The sequence below is a fragment of the Deinococcus aquaedulcis genome, from assembly GCF_019693445.1.
GTDB lineage: Bacteria > Deinococcota > Deinococci > Deinococcales > Deinococcaceae > Deinococcus > Deinococcus aquaedulcis.
Genome location: NZ_JAHRBL010000001.1, coordinates 151,980 through 168,523, shown reverse-complemented (window position 1 = coordinate 168,523; position 16,544 = coordinate 151,980). Strand labels below are relative to the sequence as shown.

Annotated in this window: 15 protein-coding genes; 11 read left to right on the top strand and 4 right to left on the bottom strand. The window is 70.4% G+C overall.

What is annotated here, in order from left to right; all coding sequences use genetic code 11:
* Positions 1-263: 263 nt before the first annotated feature.
* From KMW22_RS00815 to KMW22_RS00805, 3 genes are read left to right on the top strand one after another with little or no spacing between them, the layout of a single operon-like run.
* Entirely contained in the window at positions 264-1,805 is a 1,542-nt protein-coding gene (locus KMW22_RS00815) for an ABC transporter permease (protein WP_221088115.1), read from the top strand.
* Positions 1,806-1,818: 13 nt separating this feature from the next.
* A complete protein-coding gene (locus KMW22_RS00810) occupies positions 1,819-2,799 on the top strand; it encodes an ABC transporter ATP-binding protein (protein WP_221088114.1) in 981 nt (326 codons plus the stop codon).
* Positions 2,796-3,425, top strand: coding sequence for a thiamine diphosphokinase (locus tag KMW22_RS00805; protein ID WP_221088113.1), 630 nt, complete (start codon positions 2,796-2,798; stop codon positions 3,423-3,425). The genes KMW22_RS00810 and KMW22_RS00805 overlap by 4 nt, the downstream gene beginning before the upstream one ends.
* A 59-nt stretch (positions 3,426-3,484) precedes the next feature.
* Here KMW22_RS00805 and KMW22_RS00800 read toward each other — a convergent pair whose 3' ends face one another.
* A complete protein-coding gene (locus tag KMW22_RS00800) occupies positions 3,485-4,861 on the bottom strand; it encodes an alpha/beta hydrolase family protein (protein ID WP_221088112.1) in 1,377 nt (458 codons plus the stop codon).
* 122 nt (positions 4,862-4,983) lie between these two features.
* On the opposite strand from KMW22_RS00800, the gene KMW22_RS00795 reads away from it, so the two are divergent.
* The 5 genes from KMW22_RS00795 to KMW22_RS00775 are packed head-to-tail and all read left to right on the top strand — an operon-like array spanning position 4,984 to position 9,059.
* Positions 4,984-5,646, top strand: coding sequence for a hypothetical protein (locus KMW22_RS00795; protein ID WP_235692408.1), 663 nt, complete (start codon positions 4,984-4,986; stop codon positions 5,644-5,646).
* Positions 5,647-5,702: 56 nt separating this feature from the next.
* Entirely contained in the window at positions 5,703-6,260 is a 558-nt protein-coding gene (locus KMW22_RS00790) for a hypothetical protein (protein WP_221088111.1), read from the top strand.
* Positions 6,257-7,600 (top strand): glutamate-1-semialdehyde 2,1-aminomutase, encoded by a 1,344-nt coding sequence (gene hemL, locus KMW22_RS00785; RefSeq protein ID WP_221088110.1) that lies wholly within the window; start codon positions 6,257-6,259, stop codon positions 7,598-7,600. Before KMW22_RS00790 ends, hemL begins: the two co-directional genes overlap by 4 nt.
* A complete protein-coding gene (locus tag KMW22_RS00780) occupies positions 7,597-8,025 on the top strand; it encodes a CoA-binding protein (RefSeq protein WP_221088109.1) in 429 nt (142 codons plus the stop codon). The genes hemL and KMW22_RS00780 overlap by 4 nt, the downstream gene beginning before the upstream one ends.
* Before the next feature lie 2 nt (positions 8,026-8,027).
* The gene (locus tag KMW22_RS00775; protein ID WP_221088108.1) at positions 8,028-9,059 is read left to right on the top strand and encodes an NAD(P)/FAD-dependent oxidoreductase; all 1,032 of its coding nucleotides are present in this window, start codon (positions 8,028-8,030) and stop codon (positions 9,057-9,059) included.
* Positions 9,060-9,352: 293 nt separating this feature from the next.
* On the opposite strand, the gene KMW22_RS00770 is transcribed toward KMW22_RS00775, so the two are convergent.
* The 3 genes from KMW22_RS00770 to KMW22_RS00760 all read right to left on the bottom strand — a co-directional run bounded on the left by KMW22_RS00770 (position 9,353) and on the right by KMW22_RS00760 (position 13,083).
* A complete protein-coding gene (locus tag KMW22_RS00770; protein ID WP_221088514.1) occupies positions 9,353-11,401 on the bottom strand; it encodes a single-stranded-DNA-specific exonuclease RecJ in 2,049 nt (682 codons plus the stop codon).
* 77 nt (positions 11,402-11,478) lie between these two features.
* Complete coding sequence (locus KMW22_RS00765) at positions 11,479-11,814, bottom strand: hypothetical protein (RefSeq protein WP_221088107.1); 336 nt, start codon at positions 11,812-11,814, stop codon at positions 11,479-11,481.
* Positions 11,815-11,886: 72 nt separating this feature from the next.
* Positions 11,887-13,083 (bottom strand): S-layer homology domain-containing protein, encoded by a 1,197-nt coding sequence (locus KMW22_RS00760; protein WP_221088106.1) that lies wholly within the window; start codon positions 13,081-13,083, stop codon positions 11,887-11,889.
* Positions 13,084-13,478: 395 nt separating this feature from the next.
* On the opposite strand from KMW22_RS00760, the gene KMW22_RS00755 reads away from it, so the two are divergent.
* The 3 genes from KMW22_RS00755 to KMW22_RS00745 all read left to right on the top strand — a co-directional run bounded on the left by KMW22_RS00755 (position 13,479) and on the right by KMW22_RS00745 (position 16,493).
* The gene (locus KMW22_RS00755; RefSeq protein ID WP_221088105.1) at positions 13,479-14,207 is read left to right on the top strand and encodes a phosphorylase family protein; all 729 of its coding nucleotides are present in this window, start codon (positions 13,479-13,481) and stop codon (positions 14,205-14,207) included.
* Between the two features lie 434 nt (positions 14,208-14,641).
* Positions 14,642-15,439 carry an enoyl-CoA hydratase/isomerase family protein gene (locus KMW22_RS00750; RefSeq protein ID WP_221088104.1) on the top strand — a complete coding sequence of 266 codons (798 nt, stop codon included), beginning with the start codon at positions 14,642-14,644 and terminating at the stop codon, positions 15,437-15,439.
* The gene (locus tag KMW22_RS00745; protein ID WP_221088103.1) at positions 15,432-16,493 is read left to right on the top strand and encodes a phosphohydrolase; all 1,062 of its coding nucleotides are present in this window, start codon (positions 15,432-15,434) and stop codon (positions 16,491-16,493) included. Before KMW22_RS00750 ends, KMW22_RS00745 begins: the two co-directional genes overlap by 8 nt.
* Positions 16,494-16,544 lie beyond the last annotated feature (51 nt).

Here is a 16,544-nt window from a genome sequence, read left to right as displayed (position 1 = left end):
TTACTGGGCCGCACCACGCCGTCTTACCCCCGTACCGCCCAGGTCCAGACGAGGCCGTCGTGCGCGAAGCGCGCGGGCCATTGCGCGAACGCGGAGGATGGCGTCGAAGCCGGACACGTCAACGGATGGAGCGAACCAGCCCACACCAGTAAAAACTCTTGCCCAGTGCCAACGTCTGCTCCCCCTGCCCCTCTGCTGCGCAGCTCTGCGAGTCTGGGGTAGGGGGCTGGGGGGTGGGGCTTACGAAACAGAAACGCAACCCCATGACCCACCTCCTCCCCTGGCTCCTCACCCTCCCCGGCCTCCTCTTCCTCACCCTCTTCCTGGCCCTCCCCCTCACCCGCACCCTGCTTGAAGGCGGCGTGACCCTGGCCGTCTGGCAGGACCCCTACTTCCAGTCCCGCCTGGCCTGGACGCTCACCCAGGCGGCCCTGACCGCTGCCCTGGCCCTGCTGCTGGGCGTGCCTCTGGCCTACCTCCTGTCACGGTACGAGGTGCGCGGCAAGGCCCTGCTGCTGCGCCTGCTGCTGCTGCCCTTCGTAACCCCCACGCTGGTAGCAGTGCTGGGCCTGACCGCCCTGCTGGGGCCGCAGGGCGCCGTGACGCGCTGGACGGGACTGGACCTGAGCGACACCCCGGCCCTGGTGCTGCTGGGCAACCTCTTTTTCAACCTGCCGGTGATGGTGCGGCTGAGCCACGCGGCGTTCGCGCGGGTGTCGCCGGGGCTACTGGGCGCGGCGCGCTCGCTGGGGGCCCCGGCGTGGCGCGCGGCCTGGGACATTGCCCTGCCCCTGGCGCTGCCCGGGGTGCTGGCGGGCACGGCGCTGGTGTTCCTGTACTCGGCCCTGAGCTTTGGCCTGCCCCTGGCGCTGGGCGGCGAGCGCTACGCCACGCTAGAGGTCGAAATCTACACCCTGACGGCCCTGCAACTGCGCCTCTCCGAAGCCAGCGCCCTGATCGTGGGGCAACTGGCGCTGACGCTGGTGGTCACGGGGGTTTACGTGGCCCTGACCCGGGGCGGCAGCGGCGTGGCGGTGGGCGGCCGGCCCCGCGCCCGGGGCGGCGCGCGCGCGGCGCTGCTGGCCCTGGGCACCCTGACCGTGCTGATCTGCTTTGCGCCCCTGGTGGCCGTGGTGGTGCGCGGCCTGTGGGGCGCGGCTGGGCCCACGCTGGCCTACTGGCGCGGCATTCTGGCGGATGAGAGCACGGCGCTGCTGCTGTGGAACACCGTGCGCTTTGGCTTGCTGGCCCTGGCGGGGGCCACCTTGCTGGGCGGGCTGTACGCGCTAGGGGCGTGGCGGGCGCGCGCCCGGGTGCTGGACCTGCTGTCGCTGCTGCCCCTGATGGTCTCGCCGGTCAGTCTCGCGGCCGGCTACCTGCTGGCCTACCCGACGCTGGCCGCCACCCTGCCGCTGCTGATCGCCGCCTACACGCTGCTGGCGTGGCCGCTGGTGGTGCGCTCGGTGCTACCGGCCCTGCGCGCCATTCCGCCCCGCCTGCACGAGGCCGCGCGCTCGCTGGGCGCAGGCACAGGCGCGGCCTTTCGTACCGTCACGTGGCCGCTGGCCTTTCCGGCCCTGCGGGGTGGCGGCGCCCTGGCCCTGGCCACGGTGCTGGGCGAATTCGGCGCGACCCTGGTGCTCACCCGCCCCGAATGGGCCACCCTCTCCACCGGCCTGTATGAGCGCCTGGGCCGCCCCGGCGAGCGTAACCTGGGCGAAGCCTGCGCGCTGGCCACCCTGCTGCTGCTGCTCTCGGCGCTGGCCTTTGCCCTGCTGGACGGCGGCGAAGGCGAGGTGACGTGAGATGCTGGGGGGGATGAGTGTCGCACCTGCGCTGGCCGTGGATGGCCTGCACAAAGCCTTCGGACCCGTTCAGGCTGTGCGCGGCGTCTCTCTGAATGTGGCGCGCGGCGAAACCGTGGCGCTGCTGGGGCCGTCGGGCTGCGGCAAAAGCACGGTGCTGCGGCTGGTGGCCGGGCTGGAGCGCCCCGACGCGGGCACCGTGGCGGTGGGCGGGCGCGAGGTCACCCACCAGCCCCCGGAAACGCGCGGGGTGGGGCTGGTGTTTCAGGATTACGCGCTGTTTCCGCACCTGAGCGTGCTGGACAACGTGGCCTACGGCCTGAGGGTGCGCGGCACGCCCCGCGCCGCCGCCCAGGCGCAGGCGCGCGAAGCCCTGGCCCTGGTGGACCTGGGCGGGCTGGAAGGGCGGCGCCCGTCACAACTCTCGGGCGGGCAGGCGCAGCGGGCCGCACTGGCCCGCGCGCTGGCCACCCGCTCGCCGCTGCTGCTGCTGGACGAGCCCATGTCCAACCTCGACGAGCGGCTGCGCGCCGACCTGCGCGCCGGGCTGCGCGCGCTGTTTGCCCGCCTGGACGCCGGGGTGCTGCTGGTCACGCACGACCAGCGCGAGGCCCGCGCCCTGGCCGGACAGGTGGCGGTGATGCGCGCCGGGGCGCTGGTGCAGCAGGGCCCCACCGAGACGGTGTTTGCCCAGCCCGCCAGCGCCTGGGTGGCGGCCTTCCTGGGCGAGCCCAACCTGCTGCGCGTGGGGGGCGGGCAGGTGCGCCACGTCCCCGAACGTGCGCTGCACCTGGGCAGGGGGGAGTCCTGGCCGGTCACCGCCCAGCACAGCACCGAGGGCGGCCTGCAGGTGACGGTGGCCCACGCCCTGGGCCCGCTCAATCTGACCCTCAGCCCACGCGAAACGGCGCAACTGCAAGGCGACACCCTGCGCCTGAGCGTGGACGACGCCCAGGTGCGCCTGCTGCCCGACGACCGGGAGACAGACGAATGATCGCCTGGATTCTGGTGGGCGGGCGGGTGGTGGATACCCCCACCCTGCGCGCGTTGCCTACCCCGGCCCTGGTGGTGGCGGCCGACGGCGGCGCGCGCCACGCGGCCACCCTGGGGCTAAACGTGGACCTGTGGGTGGGCGACTTCGATTCCTCGGCGGGGCTGAACCTGAACGCCCCCCGCGAGGTCTTCCCCACCGCCAAGGACGCCACCGACGCCGAACTGGCGGTGCAGGCTGCCCTGAGTCGGGGCGCACGCGAACTGGTGATCCTGGGGGCCTTCGGGGGCCGGTTTGACCATACCCTCGCACTGGCACTGGGCGCGCTGCGGCTGGCCGGGCAACGCGGGCTGCGCGTCACCCTGACCAGCGGCGATGAATGGGGCTGGCCCCTGCTGCCCGCCTCGCCCCTGACGCTGGCCCTGCCCCCGGGGGCCACCCTCAGCGTGCTGGCACTGGCTGACCTGCAGGGACTGACCCTGCGGGGGGTGCGCTGGCCCCTGACCGGCGCGGCCATTCCCCAGGGCAGTGGCTGGACGGTCAGCAACGAGGTGGCTGGCCCGGCCGTCACGGCGCAACTGGGGGCCGGGCAGGCGCTGCTGACAGCCCTGCCAGAGCGGCCAGCCTGAAAGAGAGAGAGGGGCAGCCACCTTCGCCGCCCCTCCCCCGTCGCGATGGCCTGCTGGCTTCAGTTCGCTGGGCAGGCTTCAACGCCTGCGCGGGTGCCCCGGGTAAAGCGGCAGCCGTAGGCGGGATCAGCCACCACGCTGGGGGTGGTCACGTCGTCCCCGGCGGGTTTCACGCCGCTGGCTTCCCACTTCACCAGATCAGTGAACGCTTCCACCAGTTCCGCCGGGCTGAACTCGCAGTGCCCGGCGGCGCGAATGGCGCGCTGCACCAGCCGCTCGCCGTTGCCCGCCGCGTTGGCGGCGGCGCGGTACAGCTGCTGGTGGCGGAAGGGCACGTAGAAGTCGCCAGTGGTGTGCAGGGTCAGCACGGGCACCGAGAACTCGCCGTTCACCCGGGGCAGCCAGCGCACGGTGCCGGGGCGCGCGGGGTTGGGATCGGCGGCGGCCGTCACGCGGACAATGCTGGCGTTAAAGGCCTTTTCGGCTTCGGTGGGCGTGGCGCCCTGGGTCCAGCGGTAGGTGGTGTTCGCGTTGCTGTAGATGTTGCGGGGCAGCACACCCATGACCGTGCCGTCGGCGCCACCCGTGCTCAGCGCCGCCTGCTGCCACTGGGCGCTGCGAAAGCCCAGCTCGAAGACGGGGCGCGGCCCACCTGTGAGGTTGCGGGCGATCTCGCGCAGCTTGGCGCCCTGGGTGGCGTTTTCCTGCCACGTGGCCCCAGTGGTGCTGCTGAAGTTGGCCGCCAGAATGTCGGGCAGCAGCGCGCGGAAGGTGTCCTGACCCTGCGGGAAGGCTTTCGGGCCCAGGCCCGCCAGTTGCGCGGCCACCAGCGGGTAATCGCCCAGCCACTGGAACTCGTATTCCTCGTCCATCACGCCGCACAGGGGCAGGGCGGCGGCGTAGGTGGTTTTGTTCTTGGCCGTGGCCAGGGTTTCCTTTTCCACCGCCGCGCCGGCCACGTGCCCGCCCATGCTCACGCCCACGATCAGGGTCTTTTTGGGCGCCGCGTACTTGCCGCCGGTCAGGCTGCCAAAGGCGTTGGCCAGGGCGTTGGTGTCTTCCACGCCCGCCTGCACGTCGTAGTAGTTGGCGCTGTAAGAGCTGGCAGCCCAGGCGTAGCCCTGGCTCAGCCACAGCGTGCGCAGAGGCGGGGCCTGCACGCGCAGCTCCTTGCCTTCGCCCGCGTAGCCGTGGGCGTACATGACCAGTTGGCCGTTCCAGTTGGCCGGCACTTCAATGGCGTAGCTGGCTTCGCCGCGCAGGCCCGCCATCTTGCCCTGGAACAGTTCGGCGCCCGTCACGGGGCTGAGGGTGGGCACCACGGCCGTGAAGGTCCGGGTGTCGTGGGTGCGGGTTTCGGGCACAGGGGGCGGGGAGGGCGGGGTACAGGCACTCAGGGCCAGGGCCGAAAGCAGGGCAGCAGTCAGGGCACGCATAGGGAAAACCTCCAGGGCAGGGGCAGTGTTGAACCGGGTTCAATTGAAAAACGGCCCGGCGATGATAGCGGTTCCACCCGGTCCTGGGAACCCGTGCCCACGGTTCCTCGTAGGAGGGGGCGATGAGACAGGTCGGAATGAATGGACGGGGATTGGGCTGCGGGTGCCTGGGCTGCGGCGGCGGCACGCTGCTGGTGCTGGCGCTGCTGGGGGGACTGGCGTGGTTTTTCGTGATCCAGCCGGCGCGGAATTTTCTGGCCAGCTGGCAGCCGCCCGCCCAGACGCAGACCCAGGGCCAGCCGCAGGGCAATGCGGGCCAGAATGGCGGTGCGGGCACGGCGGCGGGCGCCCCCCTCACCAGGGCCGAGGTGCAGCAGTTCGTGCGGGTGCGGCGCGAGGTGCGTCAGGCCCTGGGCACCTCGTTTACTGGCGTGCAGCAGGTCTGGACCGACATCCAGAACGGCCAGAACCCCAACCTCCTGCAGATGATGGCCGTGCTGCGCGACGCGGGCGCCAGCGTGGGCGCCGCCCGGCAGGCCCAGGCGGCCGCCCTGACCAAGGAAGGCATGAGCGCCGACCGCTACGCCCAGGTGCGCGCAGCGGTGAACCGCGCCCTGGGCCTGCCCACCGTGGACTTTGCCCAGGCCGCCCAGGCGCTGCAAAACGGCCAGCTACCAGACCTGAACAGCACCGTGCAGGCCGGGGGTGGCCCGGACCGCGCCCTGGTGGAACCCTTCCGCCGCGAACTGACCGCCACCGCCGCTGCTGGCCTGCTGGGCCTGTAAGCGTCTTCTTAGAGGGGGCAGCCGCCTGACCAACCCAGGCGGCTGCTCTCTTTTCCTTGGCACTGGAGGTTCCTAGGTCACACCTTGTTCGCCCGGCCCTGGCCCTGACGGTTCTGCTAGGGGGCGCCCTGGCCGCCCCAGCCCTGAACGCCTTCTCGCTGGAGGTCAAGCGGCCTTTTACCCCCGAACGCTCTGTGGTGAGCGGCAAGGCCCCCGCCAGCTATAAGGTGGACACCTTTTTCGAGGAACTGGACCACACCGCGCAGGATTTCAAGGTGGAATTCGAAATCACGGGGGCCATCACGGCCTCCGACATGACCGCGCCGCGTCAGCTGCTTCGCCGTGAAAAGACCGCTGCCCGGCAGGTGCTGGTGTTCGACACGCAGGGCAACCGCAACTTTTCCTCGCGCTATCACCTGAGGATGGTGGTGGCGGCCCGGGGCGTGCCGGGCCGTTTCGTGGCCTGTGCGGCCAGCACCGAGACGCTGGCCTTGCTGACGGAGGCGGTTGCCATCTGCGACTCGCTGACGGTACGGAAGAAATACAGCCTCCCGTCAACTGTTGCCCACCTCGCTCCTGCCCCGGCACCCCTTCCGGTAAGGTGGGCGGCATGACCACCAACGCTTTTCCCGTGCCCACCCAGACCGCGCGTTCAGAAGCGCTGTTTGCGCGGGCCCGCGCCGTGACGCCCGGCGGGGTGAACAGTCCTGTGCGCGCCTTTCGCAGCGTGGGGGGCACGCCGCGCTTCATGGCCCACGCCGACGGCGCCTACCTGACCGACGCCGACGGCACCCAGTATGTGGATTACATCGGGTCGTGGGGGCCCATGATCCTGGGGCACAACCACCCCGGCGTGCGCGAGGCGATTCTGCAGGCGCTGGCGGGCGGCACCAGCTTTGGCGCCCCCGGCGAGCGGGAAGTGCAGCTGGCCGAACTGGTGACCCGCCTGACCGGCACCGAGCGCGTGCGCTTTGTCAACAGCGGCACCGAGGCCACCATGAGCGCCCTGCGGCTGGCGCGTGGCGCCACGGGGCGCAAGTTCATCGTGAAGTTCCGGGGCAACTACCACGGCCACGCCGACGGCCTGCTGGTCGAAGCGGGCAGCGGCCTGCTGACCAACGCCGACCATCTGGGCGGCTCGGCCCCCAGCAGCGCGGGCGTGCCCGAGGAGTACGCCCGCCTGACCCTGGTCAGTGAATACAACGACCCGGCCGCCCTGGACGCCCTGATGGCGGCGCGCGGCCACGAGGTCGCCGCCGTGATCTTCGAGCCGGTGGTGGGCAACGCGGGCGTGCTGATCCCCACCCCCGACTTTGTGGCGGCGCTGCACCGCGTGAAGGCCAGCGGCGCCCTCCTGATAGCCGACGAGGTCATGACCGGCTTCCGCCTGTCCCTGCGCGGGGCCACCGGGCTGCTGGGCCTGCAGCCGGACCTCATCTGCTGGGGCAAGATCATCGGCGGTGGCCTGCCAGTGGGCGCCTATGGCGGCCGGGCCGACGTGATGGACTTCGTCTCGCCGCAGGGCCCGGTGTACCAGGCCGGCACCCTCAGCGGCAATCCGCTGGCGATGGCGGCGGGGCTGGCCACCCTGCAGGCCCTGGAAGCTGATCCAGGCCTGTACGCCCGGCTGGACGCCTACACGGCGGCCCTGGCGGGCGGCCTGCGCGAAACGGCGCGGGAAGCCGGCGTGGCCATCAGCCTCAACCACATCGGCTCCATGCTGACGGCCTTTTTTCAGGATGCCCCGGACGGTTCGGTGCGCACCTACACGGACGCCGCGCGCAGCGACACCGCCGCCTTTGCCCGCTGGTTCCAGGGCCTGCTGGCGCGCGGGGTGTACTGGGCCCCCAGCCAGTTCGAGAGCATTTTTGTCAGCGGCGCGCACGGCGACGCCGAGCTGGGCCTGACGCTGGACGCCGCGCAGGCCGCCTTTGCGGAGGTGGGCGGCGCATGACCCTGCTGACCCAGAGCGCTCAGCTGCGCGACGTGCTGACCACCAGCAAGGTGATCGCCGTGGTGGGCTTTCACCACGACCCTATGAAGCCTGCCCACTACGTGCCGGAGTACATGCACCGCCAGGGCTACACGGTGATTCCGGTGAATCCGGCGCTGGCGGCGCGCGGCGAGAGTTATTTCGGGCACCGCGCGGTGGCCACCCTGGCCGAGATTGGCACGCCGGTGGACATCGTGGACGTGTTCCGCCGCAGCGACAAGGTGCGCGAGCATCTGGCAGACATCCTGTCTATGACGCCCCTGCCCCGGGTGGTGTGGCTGCAGCAGGGCATCCGTGATGACGCTGCGGCGCGCGAATTGGCCGCACGCGGCATCGACGTGGTGCAGGACCGCTGCCTGCTGGCCGACCACCGGGCGCTGCTCTGAGCATGCACGACTGGCTGGTGGTGGGCGCCGGGCTGGCCGGGCTGGCCTTCGCGCGGGACGCCGGACAGGCCGGGGGGCCGCTCACCGTGCTGGACAAGAGCCGGGGGGTTTCGGGCCGGGCGGCCACCCGGCGGGTTGCCCTGCCAGACGGGACCACCGCGCGGCTGGACCACGGCGCGCGCTTTTTCACGGCCCGGCACCCGCGCACCGTGGCCCTGGCCGAAGGCGGCGTGCGCGAGGGCTGGAACGCGGTGTGGACCCGGGGGGTGGCCACCCTTGACGGGCGCGGGCTGCACTTGGCCCAGGATGCCCATCCCCGCTACGCCCCCCCGGAGGGCATGAGCACCCTGGGGCGCGTGCTGGCCCGGGGGCTGGACATTCAGACTGGCGTGCAGGTCACCAGCCTCGCGCGGCGCGGCGACCACTGGCAGGTGCATGCCCAGGACGGGCAGACCTGGGCCACCCGGCGGCTGGTGCTGAACCTGCCGGCCCCACAACTGCTGCCCCTGCTGGACCCGCTGATGCTGGGCGAGACCCTGCGTGACTCGGCCAGTGAAGGTGCCATCCAGGCCGCCAGCCGCGTGGGCTACGCGCCGTCCTGGGCGGTGGGCGCGGTGTTAACCGGTGCCCCCCAGTGGCCCCACCCCGCCACCCGCCTGACGGGCGGGCCGCTGGAGTGGGTGGCCCTGGAGCACACCAAGCGTCCGCACGGCCACCCCCCAGCCCTGACTCTGCAGGCGAACGCCGACTGGACGCGTGCCCATCTGGACGCCCCGCCCGAAGAAGTCTGCGCCCGGCTGCTGGCCGCTGCCGAGGAGGCCCTGGGCGAAGCCCTGCCCACGCGTGCGGCCTTTGCCCACCGCTGGCGCTTTGCCACCCCCACCCAACTCGCCCCCGCTCCCTGCCACTGGGACGCGGCCCTGGGCCTGGGCTGGTGCGGCGACTGGTTCACCCCGGATGCCCACGGCCCGCGCGCAGAAGCGGCGCTGCTGAGCGGCTGGGCCCTGGCGCGGCAGGTGGCGGAGGGGCTCTGAGCTCTGGGCCATGAGGGAGGGGCGTTCTAGCAGTGCCAGGGGGTGGACAGCCGCTGATCTATGAGCCCACCGCTGTTCAGCCCCACTGACGGGTCATACGGATTCCAGATCACCCGTTATAGCCCCTCCGCGTCGCTTCAGTGCTGTCACGCCTATCCGTCACCGTTTTTCTTTCTCCCTCCGGTCGTGTTCATCAGTGATAGAAGAACTGGTGAACCGCAATCCCTATCACACCTTGGAGCCATAAGCGCATTTCTTGCTCATGGCCCATAGCCCAGAGCTCATGGCCCTTTTCACCCCAGCGCCAGTTCTGGCTGCGGCTCTCCCTGTGCCAGCCCCAGCATGGCCAGCACGCTGGCGGCCCATCCCCCATCGTCCAGCACGCGCCAGTGGTGGGCCCACTGCCAGCGGCGGTAGGCATCGGCGGCGGCCTCTAACTGCGGCGCCGCCGCGCCGGGGACCAGTTCGCGCAGGGGGTTGGTGGGGGGCGCCAGCAGGTGCTGCCGGGTCAGGGCGCCTTCCAGGTCCGCCAGGGTCTTGGGCCCAAAGGCGAAGGCCACGCGACCGCCCAGAATCCAGCGGCGCAGGTCGTCCTCGGCGGGCAGGGTGTACAGGATCAGTTCGCCGCCGGGATGGCCCTGGCCGGGCCGCACCAGGGTCAGGCCTGGCATGTTGTCGCGCAGATAGTCGGCCACGGCCCCCACCGCGTAGGCGGCAGCGCCGGAGCGCAGGTGGGCCAGGGCCACACGCGGGTCCAGCCGGGGCAGGGGAAAAGCGGGGGGCGGGCCGTCCAGCGCCACTGGGCCGGGCAGGCGCAGCGCCTGCCCCTGAACTTCCACCCGCCGCTGCCCGCGCCACTCGCTGCCGGTTAGGTGGGCGGCAAGGTCCCGCTCGCCGCCAGCAGCGTCCGTCTCGCCAAACTTCACGCCGCGCAGACCCGCCACCTTGAACTGCAGGCTGTCGCCGCGCTTGCCCACCAGCCGCGTCTCGGTCAGGGTGTCGCGCAGGTGCCACAAGGGCAGCGGGTGCCCCTCACCAAACGGCTCGAACGCAGCCGTCTGGTCCAGCAGATCCTGGGTCGCCCCCAGCGCCGGCAGCGCGGCGTCCAGCCGCACGCGCGGCACGGGGGCGGGGAACTGGCGCACGTAGTCGTGCACCCGGTCCCGGAAGGCCGCAAAGTGCGTCTCGTCCATCGCAAAACCCGCCGCTCCCGGGTGGCCCCCGTAGCGCCGCAGCAGGTCGCCGCTGAATTTCAGGCCCCCCACCGCGCTGATGCCCGGCGTGCTGCGTACCGAGCCCTTGCCCTGCGCCACGATGTACACCGGCTTGTGGTAGGTGTCCAGCAGCTTGCTGGCCACGATACCCATCACGCCCGCGTGCCAGTCGGGGTGCGTGACCACCAGGGCTGGGTCGCTGGGATCCACCAGTGTCAGGGACTGGGCGAACATCTCGTCTTGCAGCTTGCGCCGCTCCAGGTTGCGGATTTCCAGGTATTCCGCCAGACGCCGGGCGTCGTGGGCGCTGCTGGTCGTGAGCAGTTCCAGGGCAATATCAGCTTCGCCCAGCCGGCCGGCCGCGTTGATGCGGGGGGCCAGCACAAAAGCCACGTCGCGCGCACCGGGGCGGGCCACGCGCCCCGTCTCGAGCAGCGCCCGCAGCCCTGGCAGTTCGGTGCGCGCCAGTTCGGCCAGGCCCGCTTGCACCAGCGCGCGGTTCTCGCCGATCAGGGGGGCCACGTCGGCAATGGTGCCCAGGGTGGCCAGCGGGCTGAGATGCCGGGGCTCGCCCAGGCCCAGGGCCTCGCGCACCGCCCAGAGCAGGTGGTAGGCCACGCCGGCGCCTGTCAGGTTGTGCAGCCCGCCGTCGTAGCCGTGGGTGAGGTGAGGGTGAACCACCAGGGCCTCAGGAAACTGCTCGCCGGGGGCGTGGTGGTCGGTCACGATCACCTCGGTGCCCCGGTCCAGCAGGGCGCGCACCTCGGCGTGGTTGGTCACGCCACAGTCCACCGTCACCAGCAGGTCGCAGGCGGCGGCGTGCTCCTCCACCTTGTCCGGGTGCAGGCCGTAGCCCTCGTTCAGGCGGTGCGGGATGAACCCATGCACCTCGGCGCCCAGTTCACGCAGGCCCAGGACCAGCACGGCGGTGGCGCTCACGCCGTCGGCATCGTAGTCGCCGTGAATGCGGATGCGCTGGCCCGCCCGGATGGCCGCCGCGATCCGCACCGCTGCTTCGCGCAGAGCCGGATTGGGAGTCAGGGTCAGGGGCGGGGCCAGCAACGCCGGGCTTAAACCACGGCCTGCCAGTGCCTGGGCCAGCGGGGGGGCCACGCCCCAGGTGCGCATGGTGTCTAGCAGGTGGGCGCGGCTGCTGGGCACCGCCAACACCCACTGCGGCTGGGCGGCGGTCCCCCGGAGTGCGCTCACGCCCCGCCCTCTCGCGGGGCCTCGGACAGGGCGGCGGCGCCCAAGCGGGCCTGCAGGGTGGCGGTCAGGCGCGCTTCAGCCTCACGGCGTAGCCGGGCCTCGTGGCCCCGGCGACGGCGCTCGCTCCACAGCCCAGGCAAGAGCAGCAGGCCCATGAACGCGGCCCCTAGTAGCAAAAAGACCGTGACCCCAGCCCCCACCGACAGGGTGAACTCGCCGCTCCCCAGCGGCAGCGGCAGGCGCACCAGTCCAGGGTTTTCCAGGGTCACCAGCGCCAGGTAGGCCAGCAGGCCCAGCAGGAACAGCACCTGAAGAAAGGAAACGAGGCGCATCCCTCCAGTGTAGCCCGCCCTGGGCCGAAAAAAAGAGCCCTCCGCACGGGAGGGCCCTTGTTGACGGTGGGGTTAGAAGTAGAACTTCAGGCCGGCCTTGACGCCGCCGTTGAAGCCACCGTTGGTGGAGGTGCTGGGCAGGCCCGTGGCCGCGCCCTTGTTGCTGAAGTAGTAGCGGCCATTGCCTTCCACGAACACCGAGATGCTGTCGGTCACGCGGTAGTCGGCGCCCAGCAACACGTTGGCGTAGACGTCGGTGGCGCTCGCCGTTTCCGAGCCACGCACGTAACCGCTGGTCAGACCCAGACCGGCGCCCACGTAAGGGGTCAGGCCAGCGCCCGTGTTGATCTCGTAGGTGGCATTCACATCGGCGCTGATGGCGTTGAAGGCCGGGGTGTATTCCACAGCGGCGCGGGCGCCGATGGGGCCAATCACGTTGCTGGAGCCCACCATCGCCGTGCCGGTATAGCAGTAGTTCACGCGGGTGCGGTTGGCACCGCTGCCCAGCGACAGGCACTCGGAGCCGGCGCCGGCCGACTTGGCGCCGAAGGCGATCCCGGCGTACAGGCCACGGCTAGGAGCCACTTCGGTGGGGGTGGGCTCGCCGATCACCACGGTGGTGGGGGGCGTGGTGGGGGTGGTGGTCACCGTGCCGCTGGCGCTAGTGCCGGCGGGGCCCGCCGGGCCGGCAGGACCCTGGGGACCGGCCGGGCCTTGAGGACCAGCGGGGCCCGCCGGGCCGGCGGGGCCGGCAGGAATGTTGCGGATGGCGGCTTCCAGCGCGTCAATGCGGGCCTGCAGCGCGGCCACATCGGCCGAGGCGGCGCCCGTGCCGGTGCCCAGGCCGTTGATGCGGGCTTCCAGCGCGTCAATGCGGGCCTGCTGCTCGGCGCTCAGGCGCTCCAGGTCGGTGACGCGGGTGGCGATAGCAGCCAGCTCCGTGCTGACTTCCTGCATGCCGTTGGCGATGGCGGTCATGTCGCCCGCGTTAAAGCCGCAGTTGGCCAGGGCGCCGGCCTGCAGGGCGCGGTAGAAGATCAGCGCGGCCTGGTAGCGCGTAAGGTTCTCATTGCCACGGAAGGTGCCATCGGGGAAACCCTGAATCAGACCGCACTGCACAATGCGGTCCACGGCGTCCTTGGCCCAGTGACCGGCAGGCACGTCGCTCAGGGTGACCTGGGCGGGCGCAGAGGTAGCGGGGGCGGTCTGGGCGCTGGCAGCGCCGAGGCTCAGGGCCAGGGTGGACGCGAGGATCAACGATTTGTGCATGGGGGGTCTCCTTGGGTGCTCAAAGGCAGGTCGGCAACTCAGAACGTGACCTGTCTTCCTGGGTTCACCGTAGGCAGGGGCTGTGAGCCCTTTGTGAACTGGGCGCCAGAGAGCTGCCGCTGACCGGCCGCCAGATGAGCGCCACCTGATCCCCATCTTTAGATGGAGCGCATTGTGAGAATGCACACGAGGTGATGAGCCCAGACTTGCCCAGCACGAGGACCAAAATGGTCTCCTTCATGAGAAAGCTGTCGGCTCCGTAACCATTGACATCTATGAGAGGCGTTGCCTGTTGCACGAACCCCGTATGGATGGGATTCGAGCTCAGCTGGACGGGGGGTCAGGTGGATTCTCATGAAGTCTGGTGTGGGTGTGATTCTCCCTATACTCGCCGCATGAGTCAGATTCACGTGCGAGGCGTGCCCGGCGACGTGGCCCCGTTTGTTCTACTGCCCGGTGACCCGAACCGGGCGCGTCACATTGCCCAGACCTATCTGGAGGGCGTACGGGAGTACACCTCTCACCGCCAGCTGCTGGGCTTTACCGGCACTTACCAGGGCGTGCCGGTCAGCGTGCAGACCACCGGGATGGGCTGTCCCAGCGCCGCCATCGTGGCCGAGGAACTGGCGCGCCTGGGCGCCCGCACCCTGATCCGGGTGGGCACCCTGGGCGGCGCCACCCCCAGCGTGGCCCCCGGCGACCTGGTGATCGCCACGGCCGCCGTGCCCAACGACGGCACCACCCGTCAGCTGCTGGGGGGCGCCCCTTACGCCCCGGCCGCCAGCTTTGAGGTCAATGAGGCGGCGGTGCAGGCCGCCCGCGCGCAGGGGGCCCCGCACCACGTGGGCCTGATCATGACCGAGGACGCGTTCTACGCCAGCACGCCAGAACACGCGCGGCTGTGGGCGGGGCGAGGCGTGCTGGGCTTTGAGATGGAAGCCAGCGCCATCTTCCTGGTGGCCGCCCAGCGCGGCCTGCGCGCGGCGTGCCTGACCGCCTGCAGCAACGACATTGGCGACCCCCAGCTGGTGCCCGACGACGTGCTGGCCGCCGGGGTGGACCGGATGGTGCGCGTGGCCCTGGAAGCGATTGTGACCCTGGCCGCCCGCGAGTCGCAAGGCTGAAAACCTTTTAGACACACAACCTTAACGGCCGGCTTCAGATCACTCTGGGCCGGCGGCTTACTTGTGCGTGGAGGCGAGGGCCGTAGGCCACCTGTTGCAGCTGGCGTGAAACGTGGGCGATTGTGCGGCCCACTGCGGCTTTCGAGCACCGCGCGGCCGTTGCTCTACCGAGGTCACAAGTCGGAGACCTTGGTGGAGAAAGCGGCACAGGGACGCTCCCTTGGCCCATTCCAGACCGCGTAGCGACCACTGGCTCTCCCGAACAATGAGGAAGAGACCGCCATAACCCCACAGGTCTGTGCCACGTCTCGATGACAGCCCACTGGACCAGCCCCATCCCCCACGTTTCCTGCCCTCTTGAGCAGGGATTCATGCACTGGGGCCCGGGCGGCATCATCGGCTGCCGGGCGGTCCCTTGTGGCAGGATGAATCCCATGACGCAGCTGGACGAATTTGAATTCAACAACGTGCAGATTGACCAGCATGGCCCCATTGCGGTGCTGACCATTGCTCGCCCCAAAGCCCTGAACGCCCTGAACGCTGACACCCTGTCTGAAATTGCCCAGGCCGTGAACCTGATCGTGGAAGACGCCGAGGTGGGCGCGCTGATCATCACCGGGGCGGGCGACAAAGCCTTTGTGGCGGGCGCCGACATCAGCGAATTCACCAACCTGGAAGGGGTGTACGACGGGCGCGAGATGTCGCTGGCTGGGCAGGACGTGATGCACCAGATCGCCTCGCTACCCATTCCGGTGATTGCCGCCGTGAACGGCTTTGCACTGGGTGGCGGTCTGGAACTGGCCCTGGCCTGCGATGTGCGCGTGGCCGCCACCACGGCTCGCCTGGGCCTGCCAGAAGTCAGCCTGGGCCTGATTCCGGGCTTTGGCGGCACCCAGCGGCTGGCCCGCCTGGTGGGGGCCGGACGCGCCCTGGACCTGATGCTGACCGCGCGGCAGGTGAAGGCCGACGAGGCCCTGACGATGGGCCTGGTGAACTACGTGGCCGACGACGCGCTGGCCAAGGCGCGCGAGGTGGCCGAGAGCATGCTGCGGCACGCCCCTATCGCCCTGTCGCTGGTGAAAGAAGCGGTGCGCCGGGGCCTGGACAGCACCCTGGAAGGCGGGCTGGAAATCGAGGCCGACCTGTTTGGCATGACGGTCGCCACCAAGGATTTCCGCGAGGGGGTGGACGCCTTTTTGAACAAGCGCCGCGCGGAGTTCCAGGGTGAGTGAGGACGGCGGCGCCGAAGTGCAGGGGGGCGAGCAGAAGTTCCGCCTGAGTGTCGAAGGCGGCAAGGTCAGCGATGTGGCGGGGCGGGAGGGGGTGCCGCCCGCCCGGGTGGTGGAGTTCACCACGCCGCGCGCCAAGCTGATTGAAGAAGCCAATCAGGCCATCCGCACCGACCTGCAGGAGTACCCCCGCGCGCTGGCCGCCTACGAGGCCCTGCGCGCCGACCCCGAGGCCCTGGCCCACTGGGACATGGCCAACTACATCACCATGCGCAAGCTGGGGTACAACGACCACGGCCGCGTACACGCCTTTATCACTGGCGCGGCCAGCATGGCGATCACCGAACTGCTGCTGGAAGGCGGGGTCAAGCCCGACATCATGGACAGCGGGGTGGGCGACGCCGACGACGTGTTTCTGGCTGTGATTCTGGGCACCATGCTGCACGACATTGGCAATCAGGTGCACCGGGTGGGCCACGAGGCGCACGGGATTGCCCTGGCGCTGCCCATCGTGGACCGGATCATGGGGCCGCTGTACCCGGACCCCTTCAAGCGCACCAAGGTGCGGTCCTTCATTCTGGGGGCCATCAACTGCCACGACCTCAGCCCGGCGCCGCTGACCATTGAAGGCGGCATCACCGCCGTGGCCGACGGCACCGACATCACCAAGGGGCGGGGGCGCAAGGCCTTTTCGATGGGCAGCGTGGACATTCATTCCATCAGCGCCCTGGCGGTGGACCAGGTGGTGATTGAGCGCGGCCGTGACAAGCCGGTGCTGATCAGCGTGACCATGAACAACTCTGGGGGCATCTTCCAGGTGGAAGAGATTCTGGCGCCCAAGGTGATCCGCACGCCCATGCGCCGCTTCGTGGAACTGCGCGCCGCCACCCGCCCCGAAGGCGAGGAGCAGATTCTCTCGAGGGTGCGCCTGGACGGTGACCACTTCGTGATGGACCTGGAAGGCGGCGAACGTGTGGCCGTAGAGGTCATGGACACGCAGAAGCAGGTGCAAAAGGCCGTGGCCGAGAACCTGGGCATTGGCAACGACATTCCGTAAGAGACCAGCAGCACAGAGAACGGACCGCCCTCGTGGAGTGGCGGTCCGCTC